The sequence below is a fragment of the Ligilactobacillus salivarius DSM 20555 = ATCC 11741 genome, assembly GCF_001435955.1.
In the GTDB taxonomy this organism is placed as follows: Bacteria; Bacillota; Bacilli; order Lactobacillales; family Lactobacillaceae; genus Ligilactobacillus; species Ligilactobacillus salivarius.
The window spans coordinates 90716-109397 of the sequence record NZ_AYYT01000004.1 but is presented as its reverse complement, the minus strand read 5'-3'; the positions used below and the strand labels follow the sequence as shown (position 1 = coordinate 109397).

General features: G+C 33.3%; 22 protein-coding genes and 1 pseudogene. 21 read left to right on the top strand and 2 right to left on the bottom strand.

Annotation, left to right across the window (positions count from 1 at the left end; genetic code table 11):
* The 4 genes and pseudogenes from FC55_RS09970 to FC55_RS03785 form a co-directional block, all read left to right on the top strand.
* Positions 1-347, top strand: a pseudogene (locus FC55_RS09970) (hypothetical protein); the annotation flags it as partial.
* Positions 348-361: 14 nt separating this feature from the next.
* On the top strand, positions 362-964 hold the full coding sequence (locus FC55_RS03795; RefSeq protein WP_003701215.1) for a hypothetical protein: 603 nt from the start codon (positions 362-364) through the stop codon (positions 962-964).
* 119 nt (positions 965-1083) lie between these two features.
* Positions 1084-2025: a zinc ribbon domain-containing protein gene (locus FC55_RS03790; RefSeq protein WP_003701217.1), complete on the top strand. Its 942-nt coding sequence runs from the start codon at positions 1084-1086 to the stop codon at positions 2023-2025.
* Between the two features lie 175 nt (positions 2026-2200).
* A complete protein-coding gene (locus FC55_RS03785) occupies positions 2201-4957 on the top strand; it encodes a YhgE/Pip domain-containing protein (protein ID WP_003701218.1) in 2757 nt (918 codons plus the stop codon).
* Positions 4958-5004: 47 nt separating this feature from the next.
* Here the strand turns inward: FC55_RS03785 and FC55_RS03780 are convergent, their stop codons facing one another.
* The gene (locus FC55_RS03780; RefSeq protein WP_003701219.1) at positions 5005-5832 is read right to left on the bottom strand and encodes an exodeoxyribonuclease III; all 828 of its coding nucleotides are present in this window, start codon (positions 5830-5832) and stop codon (positions 5005-5007) included.
* Positions 5833-5925: 93 nt separating this feature from the next.
* Between FC55_RS03780 and FC55_RS03775 the strand changes: the two genes are divergently transcribed.
* The 5 genes from FC55_RS03775 to FC55_RS03755 all read left to right on the top strand — a co-directional run bounded on the left by FC55_RS03775 (position 5926) and on the right by FC55_RS03755 (position 9143).
* Positions 5926-6165, top strand: coding sequence for a hypothetical protein (locus FC55_RS03775; RefSeq protein ID WP_003701221.1), 240 nt, complete (start codon positions 5926-5928; stop codon positions 6163-6165).
* An 89-nt stretch (positions 6166-6254) separates the two neighbouring features.
* Positions 6255-7034 carry an AzlC family ABC transporter permease gene (locus tag FC55_RS03770; RefSeq protein WP_003701222.1) on the top strand — a complete coding sequence of 260 codons (780 nt, stop codon included), beginning with the start codon at positions 6255-6257 and terminating at the stop codon, positions 7032-7034.
* Positions 7034-7375 (top strand): AzlD domain-containing protein, encoded by a 342-nt coding sequence (locus tag FC55_RS03765; RefSeq protein ID WP_003701691.1) that lies wholly within the window; start codon positions 7034-7036, stop codon positions 7373-7375. Before FC55_RS03770 ends, FC55_RS03765 begins: the two co-directional genes overlap by 1 nt.
* Before the next feature lie 72 nt (positions 7376-7447).
* Positions 7448-8269 (top strand): alpha/beta hydrolase, encoded by an 822-nt coding sequence (locus FC55_RS03760; protein ID WP_003701670.1) that lies wholly within the window; start codon positions 7448-7450, stop codon positions 8267-8269.
* Positions 8270-8321: 52 nt separating this feature from the next.
* Positions 8322-9143, top strand: a complete 822-nt coding sequence (locus FC55_RS03755) for a hypothetical protein (protein WP_003701226.1) — start codon at positions 8322-8324, stop codon at positions 9141-9143.
* 44 nt (positions 9144-9187) lie between these two features.
* On the opposite strand, the gene FC55_RS03750 is transcribed toward FC55_RS03755, so the two are convergent.
* The gene (locus FC55_RS03750; RefSeq protein WP_003701227.1) at positions 9188-9814 is read right to left on the bottom strand and encodes a phosphatase PAP2 family protein; all 627 of its coding nucleotides are present in this window, start codon (positions 9812-9814) and stop codon (positions 9188-9190) included.
* A 73-nt stretch (positions 9815-9887) separates the two neighbouring features.
* Here FC55_RS03750 and FC55_RS03745 point away from each other — a divergent pair, with 73 nt between their 5' ends.
* The 12 genes from FC55_RS03745 to FC55_RS03690 all read left to right on the top strand — a co-directional run bounded on the left by FC55_RS03745 (position 9888) and on the right by FC55_RS03690 (position 18508).
* Positions 9888-10775 (top strand): hypothetical protein, encoded by an 888-nt coding sequence (locus tag FC55_RS03745; protein WP_003701228.1) that lies wholly within the window; start codon positions 9888-9890, stop codon positions 10773-10775.
* 2 nt (positions 10776-10777) lie between these two features.
* Entirely contained in the window at positions 10778-11668 is an 891-nt protein-coding gene (locus FC55_RS03740) for an RluA family pseudouridine synthase (protein WP_003701229.1), read from the top strand.
* Positions 11669-11794: 126 nt separating this feature from the next.
* Positions 11795-12442 carry a metal-dependent transcriptional regulator gene (locus tag FC55_RS03735; RefSeq protein ID WP_003701231.1) on the top strand — a complete coding sequence of 216 codons (648 nt, stop codon included), beginning with the start codon at positions 11795-11797 and terminating at the stop codon, positions 12440-12442.
* Positions 12443-12589: 147 nt separating this feature from the next.
* Positions 12590-12790, top strand: a complete 201-nt coding sequence (locus tag FC55_RS03730; RefSeq protein WP_003701233.1) for a cold-shock protein — start codon at positions 12590-12592, stop codon at positions 12788-12790.
* A 113-nt stretch (positions 12791-12903) separates the two neighbouring features.
* Complete coding sequence (locus tag FC55_RS03725) at positions 12904-13653, top strand: threonine/serine exporter family protein (protein ID WP_003701234.1); 750 nt, start codon at positions 12904-12906, stop codon at positions 13651-13653.
* A 14-nt stretch (positions 13654-13667) separates the two neighbouring features.
* On the top strand, positions 13668-14111 hold the full coding sequence (locus FC55_RS03720; RefSeq protein ID WP_003701235.1) for a threonine/serine exporter family protein: 444 nt from the start codon (positions 13668-13670) through the stop codon (positions 14109-14111).
* Positions 14112-14309: 198 nt separating this feature from the next.
* Positions 14310-15446, top strand: coding sequence for an LCP family protein (locus FC55_RS03715; protein WP_003701236.1), 1137 nt, complete (start codon positions 14310-14312; stop codon positions 15444-15446).
* A 99-nt stretch (positions 15447-15545) separates the two neighbouring features.
* The gene (locus tag FC55_RS03710) at positions 15546-16379 is read left to right on the top strand and encodes a Cof-type HAD-IIB family hydrolase (protein WP_003701238.1); all 834 of its coding nucleotides are present in this window, start codon (positions 15546-15548) and stop codon (positions 16377-16379) included.
* A gap of 73 nt (positions 16380-16452) precedes the next feature.
* The gene (trxA, locus tag FC55_RS03705) at positions 16453-16776 is read left to right on the top strand and encodes a thioredoxin (RefSeq protein ID WP_003701240.1); all 324 of its coding nucleotides are present in this window, start codon (positions 16453-16455) and stop codon (positions 16774-16776) included.
* A gap of 57 nt (positions 16777-16833) precedes the next feature.
* A complete protein-coding gene (locus FC55_RS03700) occupies positions 16834-17223 on the top strand; it encodes a fluoride efflux transporter FluC (RefSeq protein ID WP_035150261.1) in 390 nt (129 codons plus the stop codon).
* Complete coding sequence (gene crcB / locus FC55_RS03695) at positions 17220-17564, top strand: fluoride efflux transporter CrcB (RefSeq protein ID WP_003701243.1); 345 nt, start codon at positions 17220-17222, stop codon at positions 17562-17564. Before FC55_RS03700 ends, crcB begins: the two co-directional genes overlap by 4 nt.
* Positions 17565-17635: 71 nt before the next feature.
* The gene (locus tag FC55_RS03690) at positions 17636-18508 is read left to right on the top strand and encodes a DegV family protein (protein ID WP_003701245.1); all 873 of its coding nucleotides are present in this window, start codon (positions 17636-17638) and stop codon (positions 18506-18508) included.
* Positions 18509-18682 lie beyond the last annotated feature (174 nt).

Below are 18682 nucleotides of genomic sequence, written 5' to 3'. Positions count from 1 at the left end.
AAAGTTCTAGTGAATCTACAAGTAGTGCATCTAGTTATAGATCCGATGTAAAATTTCCAGCATTACAAAACTATGCCGGAAAAACTTATTATGCGGTAGATAGGGATAGTGCAGAGTATCCCCAAATGTTTCCAACCTCTTTTACTATCACTTCTGACGGTGAAGCAATTATCATTAGTGGAAGACAGGAGCCGATAGAATATGTTAGAACTGGAAAGTTTGGTTCCGTTCAGTTGGGTGGAGGACCAGTTTTTGTTTTTGAATTTAAGCCTCTAGGTAGTAGTGATGAAGTAGAAGTAGTAAACCAAGGTCAATATTTGACTTACAGTACTACTATGCCTGAGTAAGAGGTGATGTTTTTATGAAAAAAAGTGGATCAATCATAACGATAATAGCTATTGTTATATTGGCTGGTGTAATCGTTGGGGTATTTGGAATGCCTTATATTCAGCAGCATAAGTCAAGTTCTAGCAGTAGCAATGTGAAAGTAGAGAAAAAAGAATCTGTTAAAAAAAGTAGTTCAAGTTTATCACATGAAGAAAGTATTTCAAGTTCTACGTCAAATTCAGTTGAAAGGTCAAGTTCTACTGTTGCGAGAAGAGATTCGGAACCTATTATAGAATCATTTAACCAAAAAAGAAATCAAGAAGATGTTGATTTAGCCAATATGACAGTTCCTCAATGTTTGTTGTGGGCATTAAGTGAACGTTATAGTTATCAAAATGCAGATGAACAAAATTGGGAAGAGTTAAAGGACTCTATAGATGGTGCAAAGCTAATTCCAGCCGCTAAAAGTAGCGATGGATATGTACATATTTATTTTAAATATGGTTTTCAGGATTGCAATTACTATATTGATGGTAATTATGATTTATGCGATGAAGAAGGATATGTTGTTAGTCGATACCCAACAGAATTTGAAAATGAAAAAGCAAATAACTATTTATTGAGCAGATATGAATAAATTGATACAATAGAGAAATTAAGGATAATTAATATATTCCTTAGTTTCTCTATTTTATTTTATAGTAGTATAATTAAGAAAATAAATCATAATTAAAAGATAGAAAAGGGGAATAGACGATGAAGAAGTGTAGTAAATGTGGGACAGAAAATTCTAAGGATGCGCTTTTTTGTGAGAATTGTGGGAATAAATTATCAGAAGATAAAAAGATAGTATGTCCAAATTGTGGTTTTTCAAACTCAGTAGAGTCTTCTTTTTGCGAGAATTGTGGAAGTAAATTATTAGAAGTGCAATCAAATGATACCGTATCTAATAATAGGGACAATACATATGGAGATTTACCGGAAGAAAATTCAGATAGTACAAATAGAAACCAAAAAGATGACCCAGAAATAAATTCTAAAAATATAAGAAGATCTCAAGGAATTTCTGAATCTAATAATCTAAGAAATATTATCGTTGCAGTAGCGATAATCATTGTAGTTGTTATTGGGGTATTTAGTTTGAGATATTTCAAAGCTAATAGACAAACTGAAAATTCAAGGGATAGCAATTCAGCTGTTTTGCAAAAAGATAAATCTAGTAGTGAAAAGAGTTCAAGAGCAAAAAATCATTCTGAAACTTCTTCTAGTTCAGAAAAAGAGATGTCAGATAACTCGGAAAAATTATCAGTAACATCTTTGACTAATAAGCAAAATGCAGCTTCGATCTTGGTATATGGAGCTTTAAAAGCAAACGCTCCTTTGTTTAAAGGTAATTATGATCTTGCTTTAAAGAATTCGCAGTTATATGTTAGTTTAGTTAAACTAGATAGTGATGAAACTGAAGCTGACGAAACACCAATCCTTTATGAATTGGCACCAGGACAAATCGATAGTTCTTGTGGATACAAATTAGGAAGAAATAGAGAAGTTTATTTCTATTCTCAAGTTAAAAATACACCTGGTTTTAGTAGAATAAGTGAAACTACTCAAGATGAAATTGTAGATTATATCAATAGTCATCATCTTGTAAATAAAGTAAATGAATTAGCAAATGAAACAACTGTTTATGGAGAATAATCATAACATCTACAAATGTCTATTAAAATAGCAATCTTTCTCTATTATTGCGAATTAATAATGCTTAGAATGCGACAAATGGCGTTATCTGTTTGTTGTATAAGTGGTAACATAAAGTGTATATTATATAACGTTAGAATATAAATTGAGAAAGAGGGGGTATGCTACTTTGAAAATGGTAGCTGAAGAATTTAATAACATTCGTAAACATAAGATTTTAACGGCAACAATTATTGCTATTATGATTATTCCCTTCCTATATAGTTTATTCTTCTTAAAATCAGTATGGGATCCTTATGGCAATACTAAGTATTTACCTGTCGCAGTGGTAAATAACGATAAGCCAGTTAAGTATCAAGGAAAGACATTTAAAGTCGGTGAAGACTTAGAGAAAGAATTAAGAGAGAATAAAGATTTAGGTTGGCATTTTGTTAACGCAAAAGAAGCTAAATATGGATTGAGCCATAAGAAGTACTATATGGTAATTACAATTCCTAAGAACTTCTCTAAAAATGCTACGACTGTGTTAGACAAGCATCCTAAGAAGATGCAACTAACATATAACACTAATGATGCGTTGAACTACATTGGTAAAGTTATCGGCGAAGAAGGAGCTAAGCAAGTAAATTCTTCTGTTCGTGATTCTGTTTCCGAAGCTTATGCCACAACAATGTTTGACACAGTGAAGAAAGTTGGTAAAGGTTTCAATAAAGCTGCTAAAGGTGCTACACAACTTTCAGATGGTGCATATACATTGTCTGATGGCTTGAAAGTTTATACAGCAGGTGTTGACCAAGTTAACGATGGTGTTATCCAACTTAAGAACGGTGTTGCTCCATTGAGTGCCGGTGTGTTGAAGTTAACAACTGGTGCTAGTGTGTTGGCAGATGGATTAAACCAATTGCAAAGTAAAACAGGGACACTTGCTTCAGGTGTAAATCAATTAGCAACAGGTTCTAAGACTTTATCATCTGGATTGAATACATTACAAGGTAAGACAGCTGTATTACCAGTGGGTGTAAAAAAGTTATTTGATGGTAGTAATTCTTTAAATGAAGGGATTAATACTTATACAGGTAAAGTAACTGATTTACAGAAAGGTCTAACAAAGTTAAATGCTGGTTCAAACGACTTGAAACTGGGAACTCAACAAATTGCTAATGGTAATAAAGCATTAGCCGATGAAGTGGCTAAAATTGATGTTAGTCAATTTAACAGTGGAGATACTACCCAATTAATTAATGGGTTACAACAATTGCAAGTAGTAAAACAACAATTACAACCAGCAATGCAAGCTATAGCTACTCTACAAAGCAGTGTGAGTGGAATGAAGGATGAATTAACTGCTGTTCAAAGTTCATCTACAGAATTATCTAATAAATTAGGTAGTGACTTGAAGACTGCTGGAAGTAGTGTTCAAGGTTCATCTGCAAATATTCAAGCTGTTTTAGGTTCTAGCAACTTAACAGACGCTGATAAGCAAAAATTACAAGCAGCTTTACAACAAAACCAAGCAGCTGGTAATGCAATTTCAGATGCAGGTACAACAGCAGGTCAAATTAAGGCTCAGATGGATGGTGTAAATACTAAGCTATCAGGACTTCAAGGTCAACTATCCAGTTTATCATCAATGTCTGATAAATTGACTAATGCAGCTAGTGTATTGAATGGAATCAGTATCGATCCTAATAATTTAAAAAACTTACAATCATTATCAGGAAAAGTAGTAGATTTACAAAAAGCAACTAAAGATTTAGCATACTACTCTTCTAAGCTAAATGATGGTGTAGAAGCATACACTAATGGTGTAGCAAGTGCGGCAAATGGTGTAAGCAAATTAGCTGATAAAAATGGAGAATTGACTTCTGGTTCCGCACAATTAGCTGGTGGAATAGGTCAAATGAATGCACAGATTCCAGCATTAACAAGTGGTGTAAATCAACTAGCAAATGGTGGCAATCAATTAGCTAGTGGTTTAGGCCAAATGAATGCACAAATTCCAGCATTAACAAGTGGTGTAAGTCAATTAGCAAACGGTGGTAACCAATTAGCTGGTGGTCTCGGACAACTTAACGCCCAAGTACCAACATTGACAAATGGTGTAAACCAATTAGCAAGTGGTACTCAACAATTAGCTGCTAACTCCGGTCAATTAATTGATGGTGCAAACAAAATTAGTGAAGGTAACGGAACTTTAGCTAAGAGCTTAAGTGCTGGTGCTAAGGAAGTTAATAGTCAAAACTTGAATAGTGTAAATGCTAATATGTTCGCTGCACCTACAACATTGAAACATAAGAACTACTCATATGTTCCTAACTATGGTTATGCATTAGCTCCATACATGTTATCAGTTGCTTTATATGTTGGTGCATTGGTATTTAACTTAGTTTACCCAATTCGTCGACTATCAACTCCTGATGGCTCTGCAACAGAATGGTTCTTCAGTAAAGTAAGTATCGGTGCTGTTGTAGCGGTAGGAAATGCTATTGTTGAAGTAGGATTGATGATGTTAGCTGGATTACATCCAGACCATCCATTTGCTACATTCATGAACGCTATTTCCTTCTCACTGGCGGCAATGTTCATAATTATGGTATTAGCGATGTTGTTCAGTAACCCTGGGCGATTCATTGGTATGATTTTCTTAGTAATTCAATTAGGTGCCTGTGGTGGTTCCTTCCCAATTCAAATTACTAAGGGTATGAATGGTTTCTTCCAAGCAATCAACCCATACTTACCAATGACTTACTCTGTTTACGGATTCCGTGAATCATTATCCAGTGGTTTAGGAAGCAGCCAAATGACAATTTCATTAACAGTTCAATTAATCTTTATCGTAGCAAGCTTATTGCTATTATGGATTTCTATGAGTTACTTACGTACAAGTGGAAAGGTAAGTTATTCAGAAGAACCAACAAGTATTGAAGATTAGAATAGAAAAGAGAGATTTTCAAAATTCGAAAATCTCTCTTTTTTCGTCTAGATATTAATTTCTAATACAATTGGAGTATGATCACGACGTTCGCCAGAATCTAACATTTCAGAACGAACAATTTTATCAGCAATACGATTACTTGCTAGCCAATAATCAATTCTCCAGCCAGAGTTGTTAATCTTGCTTGTACGACTTCTTTGAGCCCACCAAGAGTAAACATCCTTAACATCGCCATGAACATAGCGGAAGGTATCTGTAAAGCCCTTATTAAGCAAGTTAGTAAAGCCTGCTCTTTCTTCATCAGTAAAACCAGCAGAATGATGATTATTACCAGGATGAGCTAAGTCGATTTCCTTATGAGCAACATTGAAATCACCGCTAGAAAGAAGAGGTTTATTTTGATCCAATGAAACTAGGTAGTCAGCGTACTTTTCATCCCAAACCTGACGTTCAGCTAAACGTCTCAAACCATCGCCAGCATTAGGAGTATATACTTGAGTAACGTAAAAATTATCAAATTCAAGTGTGATGATTCTACCTTCAGAATCCATTGGTTCAGGTGCATCAATTTCAGGATAACTGACAGTAGGATTTAAATTGTTTTTATAAAGAAACATAGTACCGGCATAACCTTTACGAGCTGGTTCTTGTGAACTTCTCCAAGTAATTTCATAATCTGGAAATTGTTCAGCTAAAATAGTTTGATGCTTTTTAGTTGGACCTGTAGCTGATAATTTTGTTTCTTGAATTGCTATTATATCTGGATTTTCATCAATAATAGTTGCTAAGACTTCACGTGATTGTTTGGCACGAGCAGAATCACTAGTTAAAGCAGCATTCAAAGAATCGATATTCCATGAAATAAGTTTCATGACTTCACATCCTTAATTAATATATTTGACTCAATGTTACCACATTTTTCAAATTCTAAAAAAGGGGTATAATGAAAATAGGAAGTGATTAAAATGGCAAAAGCTACTAACGAAGACAAAAATATAGAAGTTAGTGAAATTGGTAAAAAATTCGTTAAAGGTACACATGTTGAATTTAAGTTTCATCGTCATACTTTTACAGGAGTAGTCGATAAACAATTACATAATTCAGCGATGATAATTTTTGACGATGAGTATAATAAATCAATTACTTATCAAGACGCTAAGGGAAAAATTATTATTAGCTATAGTAAAATGCAGATAATCAAATAAATCTGATATTAATTTTTATTTTAAAGTTTAAATAATCATGTGTTATAATTGGATTGTGAGGACTTTATTCTTAAAATGGAGGCTTATTCGTGGAAAAAACAGAAGCACGTTGGGTAGAAGTATTCAAGGTGTCTCTACCATTATGCCTAAGTTATGTGCCAATCGGTTTAGCGTGCGGAATTTTATTACATGCTGCCGGTTTTAACCCGCTATTAACTTTATTGGTATCCGTATTAGTATTCTCAGGTGGAGCTCAGTTCTTGATAGCTTCTATGTTAACTACGAATACCCCAATGCAAACGATAGTTATTATGCTATTTTTCCTAGAGTTACGTTATGCGTTGTTGGGTTCAAGTTTGTCACAATATATTAAAGGAACAAGCAAGAAGTTTTTATATTTCTTTGCCGTTTCACTGAATGATGAAAATTATGCTGTAAACTACTTAAAATTCGCAACTGATAAGAGCTGGACGCCTAAAGATGCCTTAGCTGTAGAACACTGGTCCTTACTATTTTGGTCTGTAGCTAATTTTATTGGGAGTTTAGTTGGTAATTTATTACCAATGGAGAATTATCTAGATATTGTCGACTTTGCTTTAACTGCAATGTTTATTTATATGATTGTTATGCAAATTCGCAACAAACTAACAATTTTAGTTAGTTTTATTTCAGGGGTAATTGCAATTGTTGCGTTAGTTACTTTGAAGAGTACAATGGGACTAATAGTAGCTACATTGTTAGCTTCCTTTATCGGTTTTATGATTGAACATAATATCGTTAAAAAAGGTGAAGCCAAGGGCAATTTCTGGTTGAAGAAGATCAAGCCAAAGGCAAGTCGGAAAGTTATTAGTAAGTCAGGAGAAAAATGATGCAATATTCGTCAATGGACCATTTTATACTTATTATCTGTTCGATGATTGCGGCTTTCATTCCTCGATTTTTACCATTGAAATTCTTCTCAACTCGTAAGATTCCAGAATGGTTTAATGAATGGATGAAATACGTGCCAGTATCTTTGTTTACGGCACTCGTAGTCAGAGACCTTTTTGTTAATACAAAGACCTATACATTTGTAGGTTTAGAATATATGGCTAAGTTACTAGCAGCAATAATCGTTATTGTTGTGGCTTATCGCTCACGTTCCATGGGACTTTCAGTTCTTTTTGGATTGGTAGCAGTAGCAATTTTAGCCACATTTTTGACAGTTTAGAATATAAGGTTTATTAGCTATCTTAGGCATATTATCACTAAGGTGGCTTTTTGTTTTAAGGAGGATTTTATTATGCAAAAAATAACAGAAAAGATCACAGTTGCAGGTCATACAGCTGAATTAATGGGATATACAATTGAAAAGAAAAACGACTGGGGAGTACAAGATAAGCATGCTACAATTATCATTTGTCCTGGTGGGGGTTACCATTTTGTTTCAGATCGAGAAGCTGATCCAGTTGCTTTGAAATTAATAACTATGGGATATAATGCATTTGTATTAAACTATACTTGCCAAGTTAGATATCCTGTAGCCTTGGAACAATTAGCCCAAAGTGTAAAATTAGTTAGAGATAATGCTGATGAGTGGAATGTTCGTGAAGATAAGATTATTATTATGGGAATGTCAGCTGGTGGTCACTTAGCTGCTAGTTTAGGTGTTAAATGGAATAGCGATGAATTAAAACAAATGGGATATAAGCCAGAAGAAATTAAGCCAAATGGTTTAGTATTATCTTATCCTGTCATCACAACTAATAAAGATTTTTGGCATCAAGGTTCCTTTGAACAAATTTTAGGTAAAGATGGAATTGAAGATGAAAAAGCTTTAGCTAACCAATCACTTGAAAAGTTAGTTACTGAGGATGTACCACCAGTATTTATGTGGCATACATTTGAAGATAAGGCTGTTCCTATGGAAAATAGTTTATTATTTGCCTCAGCATTGAGAAAAGCTGGAGTATCAACAGAATATCATATCTTCCCACATGGCCCTCATGGTTTGGCATTAGCTAACGAAGAAACAGCTCGTGTAGGTCGTCCTGAAGATATTGAACCACAAGCTGCACAATGGGTAGATTTATTCCATAGTTGGATGCAAGCACTTCTTAAGTAGAATTGGTGAGTAAATGCTATACTAGACTAGAATAGAGAAATGGGGTGAGATGATGAAGCGGTGGATGTTTTGGTTAATAACAGCAATTGTAGTGGCACTTGTATTTGTTGGCTTTGGCTATACTAAAAAACGTGAAACACAAAAGCAGTTTGATAATTTAATGTCTCAAGCAATAACTAATGCTCAAGCTGCAGAATATAAGAAAGCAGAACTTAATTTGCAAGATGCTCTACGTAAGAAACCAGATGATATAGTAGCTAAACAACGATTAGAACAAGTTAAACTCTATCAAGAAGGCTTAGCTGAATTGAAACAAGATGATTATGAACAAGCACAGTTAACATTTAGATCAACTGCAAAAGTATCTCCGTCTTTATCAATTTTAACCCAAAGAGCTAAGAAGAAAGATAAGTTTCTAGAATCAGTACTAAAGCAACGTGAAAAGTATGATGATCTTTATAATGAAGCTGTAAGACTTACTGAAATGGGAGCTTATAGCCAATCGAATGAAAATCTAGTTCAGATTTTAGATGGAAAAAATATTGACGAAAAGTATTATTCACAAGTAAGAAAAGATGCACGTGAATTGCAAGAAAGAAATAATAGTATTTTGGAACAAATTAGAATTCAAAATCAACAAGCTGCAATAAGAAGACAACGTGAACAACAAAGACAAGAAGAAGCTAGAAAAGCACAACAAGCTGCTGCTAGTTCATCATCGTCAGCGGAAAATCAAAATGATGAGCCCAAGAAAAGTGACGATAAAAATGATGATAGAAATAGTGGTCAAGACAATGTAAAAAATAGTTTGGAATCTAAGCCAGAAACAAATAATTCTGCAGCTGAGCCACAACCTAATAATGAAAATAAGTAAAATAAAAGCAACACCTAGAGTGCTGCTTTTAATAATTATTAGGGTTAATCACTGATTCTACGCCAGATTATAAGTGAACTTTCCCATAAAAATAGGACTAATAAAACACTGGCAATAGTATCAGTAGGATAATGTACATGTAAATATACGCGCGTTAAGGCGATAATAAGAATCCAAAGGAAACCTAGGAAGGTTAGAATTCGTCTTAACGTAACATCCTTAATTTGAGGAACAATTAAAAATACTACGAAAAAGATAAATAAGGCAGTTCCAAAGGTATGTCCACTTGGAAAACTATAGCCACCAATTGCGACTAATTTATCACTAGGACGTGGACGTTGGATTAAATTTTTAGCTAGTACATTGATAAGATTTCCAATTACCAAGGTGCTGGCTGACCAAATTCCAGCCTTGAAGTTATGTCTAATGAACATATATAGACTAACGATAATTGAAAGAATTGCGGCAATTCTAGGGCCACCTAGATAAGTAATTTTTTCAACAATTCTTGTATTAGTAGGATTGGTAATGGGTAGAAGTAAGTTCTGTACAAATTTATCAAATGATGTAACGATTGTGCTGTTAGTTTTAACTAAGATTAATAAAATTAGAAATAAAGCTAAGTAAATAGATGCGATAAAAGGTCTATACTTATTTTGTGGAACAAACATCAAAAAACTCCTTAATAAATAATATCTACTAGATTATACCATTTAAATTATTTTTAAAGAAAGGAAACTGATTATGGGGAAAGATTCATCACAAGAAATGCGAAGAACACAAGCTGAAAAAATGTTAAAGCAACCCAAGAAACTTCGTGCTAAGTGGATAAGTCGGTTATTTACTTTAATCATGGTGGCTGCTTTAAGTGTCGCAACTATGGGACTTTTGATAAAGACTACGGTTTTGAACGCAGATTTTACCAGTAAGGAATTAGCTAAAGATGAAAATATTGGGAAATTATATACTGAAGCCAATCAAACATTAGCCTCATCTGCTCAAATGTACCGAATTCCAGCAAGTTATGCGGATAGTTTAATTACCAAGAAGCAATTTAGACAAGATGTTGAGATTGCAATTAAAAGAATTTATGACGGACAAGTTACACAAATTGTGGATACTAATACTTTAAGCAGTCAAATTCAAACAAATGTGAATAAGGAAATTGCAAGCTCAGGAGTACCTGTTGACGCTTCTGTCTTTAGTGGAGTAGTGGAGTCACTGGCTTCTGTATTAAATAATTACATCAGCCAACAAATTCCAAGTACACAGTTACAACAAGTATATGATGCTGCCAGCCATATCAGTGGTTATGTGACGCTGATGATAACTGCAGGAAGTATCATTACAGTGATAATGTTGATCTTAGTATTATTATTACAGAGAAGTTTATTTGGTTGGTTGCACTATACAGGTTTAGCATTTTTGATTACAGGGATAATCTTTTGCATCATTGGATATACTAGTGTGCCTGCAGAGATATTTCCAAGTTTAATTAATCAATCAGGAATTTTGGGAAGTATTGTTGAAAACTATGCCCACGCAATTTTAAGTCAGATTGTGAATATGGGAATAATCGAATCTGTAATTGGTATAGTGGCATTATTAGTAAGTTTCTTTAGAAAGGTTTAGCGATGAAATTTACGTGGAATAAAGAAAGTGACGAGAAAATGACACTCAAAAAATTTTTAAAGAATAAGGGTGTCAGTCATCGAACTTTAAGTAGTTTGAAAAAAGGAAATGGAAAAGTTTTAGTAGATGGCAAAAAAAGGTCATTATCTATTGAAGTTGGTAAAGGAAAAATAACTTTGATTTTACCACCAGAAAAATCAGATGAAAATGTCAAAATAAGTAAAGAACCGCTAGATATTATTTATGAGGATAGCAATTGGCTAGTGGTAGATAAACCACCATTACTTTCAAGTGTTCCAGGTCCTAGTAATCGTACCGATACCTTAGTTAATCGGGTTAAATTTCATCTATGGCAACAAAAATCAAAAGACTTAGTTCCGCATGTAATTACTCGTTTAGATAGAGATACAAGTGGCTTAGTTCTTGTAGCTAAGCATCGTTTTGCTCAAGGATTGATTAACAAACAGGTTGAAGAACATAGTATAGATAAAAGATACTTGGCAGTGGTCGAAGGAATTATTGCAGAAAAGCATGGCATAATAGATAAACCACTTGGACCTAGAGAAAATGGAATCGGACAAATGGTAACTGATACAGGAAAGATTGCCAAAACTGAGTACTGGGTTAGAGAATACTTAGGAGATAAAGCTACTTTAGTTGAATGTAAGCTACATACAGGTAGAACGCATCAAATAAGAGCTCACTTCAGTAGTATTAATCATGCTTTGATAGGCGATAAGCTATATGGTGGCAGATTAGATTGGGGATTAGAAAGACAGGCACTCCATGCATATCAGTTAGCTTATGTAGATCCATTTACTCAAGAAGAAAAGTTATTTAAAAGTAAGATGCCAAAAGATTTAGAAAATTTGATAGTTAAATTTAAAAATTAAGATTTATTTTTGGTGGACCAAAATTTAAATTACTATAGTGTTTGAAATCTGTTATAATTAGGTAGTAAACGTTTTACATTTATGAGTGACGAGTAATTTAAATTTGGAAAAAATAGAGGTGAGACAATGACACCTAAGAAAGAAGATTATTTAAAAATTATTTTTGAACTTGGTGGAACTAAGAAAAAGGTTTCTAACAAGCAAATAGCGATGAGTTTAAATGTTGCTGCTGGTTCTGTAACTGAAATGGTTAATAAATTAGTTAAAGAGGGTTTAGCTGCACATACACCATATGCAGGAATTTCATTAACTGATGAAGGAATTGAAGTAGCTGAAAAATTAGTTCGCCGTCATCGTCTATGGGAAACTTTTTTAGTAGAAAAATTGGATTATCAATTATCAGAAGTTCATGATGAAGCTGAAGTTTTAGAACATGTAGCTAGCGATAAGTTAATGAAAAAGCTTGATCAATTTCTTAATAGCCCACGTGAATGTCCACATGGTGGAGTTATTCCAACAGAAGCTGGGGAATATGAAGAAGAAAGTCACGAATTTTTAGCTGAAATTAAAGTTGGAGAAACGGTTGAAGTTGACAGATTTATTGATAACCATGAGTTGCTAACTTATTTAGATGATTTGGAACTTAAATTGGGAGACAAGATTGAAGTTTTAGAATATCTTCCATTTGAAGGACCAATTAAGGTTAAAAGGTTAGCTGATGGGGCTGAATTAAGTATTGGATATAAAGCTGCTCATTATATTTTCGTGAAATAATTTGGTTATTGCCAATAAGTATGTTATACTTAGAATTGTATTTTTGACTAGGTTTCATTTAGATTGTTTCAATGAAATTTCTCTATTATGTGCCACTCAGAATTACAGAATTATTATGTGCTTAGGCACAAGGAGGATTTTTCATTTATGGAACAAGGAACAGTTAAATGGTTTAACGCAGAAAAGGGCTTCGGTTTTATCACACGTGAAAATGGTGATGATGTATTTGTACATTTCACAGCTATTCAAGGTGAAGGTTACAAGACTTTAGAAGAAGGTCAACATGTAACATTTGACGTTGAAAGTAGCGATCGTGGTTTACAAGCTGCTAACGTTGTTAAAGACTAATAATTAAGTAGATAAATGATAGACTGGAAAGAAGAAATTCTTTTCAGTCTTTTTTTGCTTTAAATATCGTGATATGATTAGATAAATTTTGAAGACGGTGGGGGTTAGTTACAATGCAAGATACGCAAATGCAAGAATTAATAGATTCTGTCATGTTAGCTGGAAAAATTATGATTGAAAGTGGAGCTGATATGGCAAGAGTTGATGATACTTTAAAACGTATAGCTCGAAATGGTGGAATTAAAGAACCAAAAATTTTTGAGACTACCACCGGAATCATGATGTCAGTTCCAGATTATAAATTGGCACAGGTAGAACCAATTCAAAAAAGAACAATTGATTTAGAAAAAGTATCAAGAGTCAATGACATCTCACGTGCTTTTCAATTGAAAAAAATCACAGTTGAAGAAATGAAGGTAAAGTTGGAATTTATCGATAAAAAAGCACCATTTTTTGCTTGGACATGGCAAGTATTGGCTGCAGCAATGATAAGTTGCACTCTGATGATAATGTACAATGGTCATTGGCAAGATTTTATCACAACTGCAGTTATTGGTGGATTGGGTTATGCTTGCTATTACTTTATCAATACAACATTTAAAATAAAGTTTGTAAGTGAATTTTTAGCTTCGTTAGTAATTGGTGCTTTATCCGTATTAGCTGTTAGAAATAACTTGGGAATATCAGTAGGTATGATAATTATTGGGAGTGTTATGCCGTTAGTACCAGGAGTACCAATTACCAATTCTGTAAGAGATGTTTTAGCTGGCCATTTATTAAGTGGATTAGCTAGAGGAACAGAAGCATTATTATCAGCTAGTGCAATTGCTTTAGGGATTGCGATGGTTCTAAGATTCATGTAAGGGGGAAGGTTAAGGTGAACTTATTAATCAATATCTTATTCAGCTATCTTGCATCTGTAGGCTTTGGAGTACTTTTAAATATTCCTAGAAGGGCCTTAAATGGTTGTGGAATTATTGGAGTATTAGGTTGGATGGTCTATTTATTTATTAAGCACCTTGATTTAGGTAATATGTTAGCTAATCTTTTAGCTGCATTTGCAATTGGAGTTACTGCGATTATTTTTGCACGTGTGAAAAAGATGCCTATGATTCTTTTTAATATTCCTAGCTTAGTACCATTAGTGCCAGGTGGACAATCTTATCGTGCTATTCGCTATTTTGCTTTAGGAAATAACTCTTTAGCAATTGAATATTTAGTACAAGTAGGGATGATAGCTGGAGCCATAGCGATGGGATTCTTTTTAGCTGAATTAGTAGGTCAGGTTTACTTTAAGATAAGGACTGTAAAAGAAAGTTAACGCTATTATTACACAAAAGTAACAAAATGAAAACTTGAGTTAATATTTTTTAAAGAATTAAATACGTTTTAATATAAGTGTTTGTTATCTAATAATTTTTTGGTAAACTGGCACTATGATTATTACATAATTTGAAAAAAATGATTCAAAGTATATTATTATAAGCGGATTGTTTTTTCGATAATTTTGGAGGAGAAAATGCCATCACGAAGAGATGATAATTATGTTGTTCAAAGTGATGAGAATGGTTATATAGATACAGAGCATATGACTCGTTCTCAACGCTATCATCAACGTAATAATAAACCGAAAAAAAAAGGACATAAATTACTATGGTCAGTTATAGTTATTGTAGTAGCAATTATTGGGGGATTTTATGCTTATAGAAAATATACTAATGCTAAACAAGCTGCTAATGCAATTTATAGTTCAACTCAAGTTACAAAGGCCAGAAATGTTAGTGACGCTTTGAAGAAGAAAAGACCTATCTCAATTTTGCTAATGGGTACTGATACTGGAGCTTTAGGACGTGATTTTAAAGGAAGAACAGATACAATGATACTTTGTGTCTTGAATCCTGAAGACAAGAAGATGACGTTAGTATCATTACCTCGTGATACTGAGGTAGCTGTTTATGGTTATGAAGATTACTTTCCAAGCAAGATAAATTCAGCATACGAATATGGTGGATCAGCAACAGCAGTTAAAACTGTGCAAAAATTCTTAAATGTGCCAATTGATTTCTATGCAACTATCAATATGGGTGGGTTAGAAAAATTAATTGACGCAGTTGGAGGAGTTAAAGTAGAACCAACCATTAGCTTTACCTATGATGGATATACTTTCAAAAAGGGTAAGGAAGTTAATATGGACGGGGAAAAAGCTTTGGCATATGTTCGTATGCGCCATGAAGATCCACGCGGAGATTATGGTAGGCAAGAACGTCAACGTCAAGTATTAACTAAACTTGCATTTAAGAGTTCAGGGTTAACAAGCTTAGTTAATCAAAAGTTCCTAAGTACTATTTCTAAGCAGATGAAGACAGACTTAACATTTGATGATTTATTAACACTAGGAACTAAGTATCGTGTTGCTACACATGATATGGATTCAGACTTCTTACAAGGAACTTCTGAAATGATTAATGGAGAATCTTTTGAAGTAGCATCAACAACTGAAAAACAACGTATTACTAATAAGCTTAGAGAAGCACTTGGTTTATCTAAGGCTAAAACAGGAAATACACTTTCCAGTGATAATGATGTGAATATCAGTTCAGAAGGCGAAGATACTAATTATAGTAATGATGATAACACTTATTATGGTGGATATTAGATGATTGAAGAGAACCGGTTTAGGCTGGTTCTTTTTTCTTTGCTGTAATGTGTTACAATATAAATTGAAGTTAAATTAAAACAAAGGAATGAATGATATATGTATAAATTAGTAGCGATTGATATGGATGAAACTTTATTGAATGATGACGCTGAAATTACGCCTAAAAATGTATCCGTTCTCAAAAAAGCGATTAAAGACGGAGTAAAGGTGGTTTTAAATACAGGTCGAAGCTATCTTTCTGTTCAAGAAAATTTGAAGACATTAGGAATTTACCAAACTAAAGATCAATATGTAGTTAGTTTTAATGGTGGAGCAATTGTTGAAAATAAAGATTTAAAGGTGGTACATGTTGAAGGATTGGCCTTTGATATTGTTAAACAATTGTTTGATATCAGTTTGAGATATTATCCTGAAAGCTGTATCCACGTTTATACTTTGGATGAATTGTACATGTGGAATGTCAATCAAGACGAAAAAGATTACTTGCAACCACGTGGAGTAGAGTGGACTGAATTGCAAGAACCTAATATTGATTTCTTAAAAGACACTCCTATTACTAAGATTATTATCAATATTAATGATATGGATAAGAGACTTGCCTTTAATGAGATTGCACGTAAAGAAATTGGCGATAAGTTCAAGACCACATATTCTTCAGGTCGTTATATTGAATTCAATAACATTTCAACGGATAAAGGTACAGGGATGTTGAAATTAGCTGAAATGTTAGGAATTAAGCCAGAAGAAACAATTGCAATTGGTGATAATAGTAATGACTTACCAATGATTGAAGCTGCCGGAGTAGGTGTAGCTGTTAGAAATGCTAATGAACAAGTTTTATCTAAAGCAGATTATATTTGCAAGCGAGATAATAATCATGATGCCGTTGCTGAAGCAGTGGATAAATTTATTTATAATAAAATAGATTAAGCAGTAATTTTGTGTATAACTCCGAGATAGTGGTAAGATAAAATTACTAAGTTATATGAAATGAGGGATTTAAATGGCTAAAAATATCACTCCTAAGGATTTAGCTGATGTAACTAAGGAAGGGCTAACTTTGGTTGATTTTTGGGCAGAATGGTGCGGACCATGTAAAATGATGAATCCAGTTTTAGAAGAATTGGAAAAAGATTATCAAGGAAAAGTAGAATTTGCTAAAGTTGATGTAGATAAGTATCAAGATTTAGCGATGGAATATAAAATTATGAGTATTCCAGCGATGATCTTATTTAAAGATGGAGTAGCAAAAGAAAAAGTTGTAGGTTTCCATCCTAAAAAAGATATGGCAAATTACTTAGATGAAAAACTTGCAGAAGTAGAATAGAGATAGTTTTGCAATTCGATCAAATCTAACTTATACTATAAGGATTAATTAGTGGAGATGATTGAGGTGCAAAACGTGAAATTAGGCACTTTAATAAGTGTCTTTTTCTTTGGAATGATAGGTGGCACGCTAAGATATTTGTTAGGTCTTAAGCTAGCATCTACGGGAACTATTTTGGTTAACCTAATTGGAAGTTTTTGCTTAGCTTTCCTGACATATTATGTGATTGAAAGACAAAAATTACCAGCTTGGTTAAGTACAGGTCTAGGGACAGGAATGGTAGGAGCTTTCACAACTTTTTCCACATTTACAGTGGATGTTTTAGGCTTATCTACATTTACTGATGCTACCTTTTACTTGTTGATAAGTGTGGTAGGTGGTTTCCTATTAGCATATACAGGAATGATTTTAGGAATAAAATTAGGAAAAGTTGGTGATCGAAGATGATAGAAGTAGCTTTAGGAGCTGGATTGGGGGCATCTGTGCGGTATTTAATGACACAAGCATTGAAGAGCAGAACTAGAGTATTTCCTTGGGCAACTTTTATTATCAACATAACTGGAGCCCTATTATTAGGATTTTTACACAGCAAAATCACAAGTAGTCACATATTGTTATTGCTAGGGACTGGATTTTTAGGTGGATATACAACTTTTTCCACATTTCAAGTAGAATTAGTAACACTTGTTAATAATCGCAAGCGAAAAATGATGCTTATATATCTATTATTAACAGTGATATGTGGAATACTGGCTGCATATTGTGGATCTTGGTTAGGAAAGTTATAAGACAAACAAAAAGTATGATAGAATGGAATAGTAGTGTCGTTTTTGAATAGAATAATTTAAAGGATAAATAAATGAAAGTTGCAATTTTAACTGATACTTCAGCTTGTCTGACAGTTGATAAGATAAAAGAACTTAATATTCATCAAATTGAATTGTCTATTGAATTTGAAGGTAGTAGATATCCAGAAAAAACAGGGATGACGCCTTATCTAAGAGATAAAATGTTAGACAAAAGGACTGATACTCCGGTTTTAGAACCAATATCAACGGCTTATCTAGAAGAATATTTTGAAAGTCTAGAAAAAGAGGGCTATGATGAGTTCTTGTATATTTCTTTAGCTAACGGAATCAGTAGTTTGCCTAAAGTCGTATCATCATATGCAAAAACTTCAGATAGAAAGATAACTGTATTTGATTCTTACTCTAGTGGAGCCATACAAGGACAAATGGTTGAATTGGCTGGTAAAATGCTTTTATCTGGAAAAACAGTTAATCAAGTTGTGGATCAACTTATTAATTTAAGAAATAACAATCGCACTTATATGCTTATTTCTGATATCTATCAACTAATGAAGACGGGATATGTATCGAACGGTGTAAATTCAATGTCGAATCTATTTTTGCGTCCATTAACAATGATGAAATTTAATGAGAACGGGAAATTAGCGATGGTAAATACACACTATCGAGAGAAAAGGGCCTATAGTGAGGTATTAGAGCTAATTATTTCTCAGTATCACAGTATGAATGATCAGATGCGGATTACCCTAATGGGCGATGAGAATAATAGTCAATTTGACGAATTATATGAATTGTTACAAGAAAATTTTCCAACTGCTAAAATTGAAAAAGATGAACTTCCAATATCTTTAGCTATTTATACAGGAAAGAAAAGTATAGGGATAAGTTTTGGCTTAGATTGGAAAACCGTTTTATATGAATAATTTTTAAGAAACATTAAAACTCCTAAGTTTTAGTGTTTTTTTGTTGAAATTAAATTGCAAAAGATATAGAATAGCTAAAATCAAGTAATGGATGAATAAATTATTAAGTATTTAATAAAAGTTATGAAAACGGTATAAAAATATTTGAACATTGCTTGTGAAAGTGTTATCATA

Excerpts from the sequence above, each read along its gene's own strand:
- FC55_RS03795 (WP_003701215.1), top strand. The coding sequence starts at position 362 with ATGAAAAAAAGTGGATCAATCATAACGATAATAGCTATTGTTATATTG.
- FC55_RS03790 (WP_003701217.1), top strand. The coding sequence starts at position 1,084 with ATGAAGAAGTGTAGTAAATGTGGGACAGAAAATTCTAAGGATGCGCTT.
- FC55_RS03785 (WP_003701218.1), top strand. The coding sequence starts at position 2,201 with ATGGTAGCTGAAGAATTTAATAACATTCGTAAACATAAGATTTTAACG.
- FC55_RS03780 (WP_003701219.1), bottom strand. The coding sequence starts at position 5,832 with ATGAAACTTATTTCATGGAATATCGATTCTTTGAATGCTGCTTTAACT.
- FC55_RS03775 (WP_003701221.1), top strand. The coding sequence starts at position 5,926 with ATGGCAAAAGCTACTAACGAAGACAAAAATATAGAAGTTAGTGAAATT.
- FC55_RS03765 (WP_003701691.1), top strand. The coding sequence starts at position 7,034 with ATGCAATATTCGTCAATGGACCATTTTATACTTATTATCTGTTCGATG.
- FC55_RS03760 (WP_003701670.1), top strand. The coding sequence starts at position 7,448 with ATGCAAAAAATAACAGAAAAGATCACAGTTGCAGGTCATACAGCTGAA.
- FC55_RS03755 (WP_003701226.1), top strand. The coding sequence starts at position 8,322 with ATGAAGCGGTGGATGTTTTGGTTAATAACAGCAATTGTAGTGGCACTT.
- FC55_RS03750 (WP_003701227.1), bottom strand. The coding sequence starts at position 9,814 with ATGTTTGTTCCACAAAATAAGTATAGACCTTTTATCGCATCTATTTAC.
- FC55_RS03745 (WP_003701228.1), top strand. The coding sequence starts at position 9,888 with ATGGGGAAAGATTCATCACAAGAAATGCGAAGAACACAAGCTGAAAAA.
- FC55_RS03740 (WP_003701229.1), top strand. The coding sequence starts at position 10,778 with ATGAAATTTACGTGGAATAAAGAAAGTGACGAGAAAATGACACTCAAA.
- FC55_RS03735 (WP_003701231.1), top strand. The coding sequence starts at position 11,795 with ATGACACCTAAGAAAGAAGATTATTTAAAAATTATTTTTGAACTTGGT.
- FC55_RS03730 (WP_003701233.1), top strand. The coding sequence starts at position 12,590 with ATGGAACAAGGAACAGTTAAATGGTTTAACGCAGAAAAGGGCTTCGGT.
- FC55_RS03725 (WP_003701234.1), top strand. The coding sequence starts at position 12,904 with ATGCAAGATACGCAAATGCAAGAATTAATAGATTCTGTCATGTTAGCT.
- FC55_RS03715 (WP_003701236.1), top strand. The coding sequence starts at position 14,310 with ATGCCATCACGAAGAGATGATAATTATGTTGTTCAAAGTGATGAGAAT.
- FC55_RS03710 (WP_003701238.1), top strand. The coding sequence starts at position 15,546 with ATGTATAAATTAGTAGCGATTGATATGGATGAAACTTTATTGAATGAT.
- trxA (WP_003701240.1), top strand. The coding sequence starts at position 16,453 with ATGGCTAAAAATATCACTCCTAAGGATTTAGCTGATGTAACTAAGGAA.
- FC55_RS03700 (WP_035150261.1), top strand. The coding sequence starts at position 16,834 with ATGATTGAGGTGCAAAACGTGAAATTAGGCACTTTAATAAGTGTCTTT.
- crcB (WP_003701243.1), top strand. The coding sequence starts at position 17,220 with ATGATAGAAGTAGCTTTAGGAGCTGGATTGGGGGCATCTGTGCGGTAT.
- FC55_RS03690 (WP_003701245.1), top strand. The coding sequence starts at position 17,636 with ATGAAAGTTGCAATTTTAACTGATACTTCAGCTTGTCTGACAGTTGAT.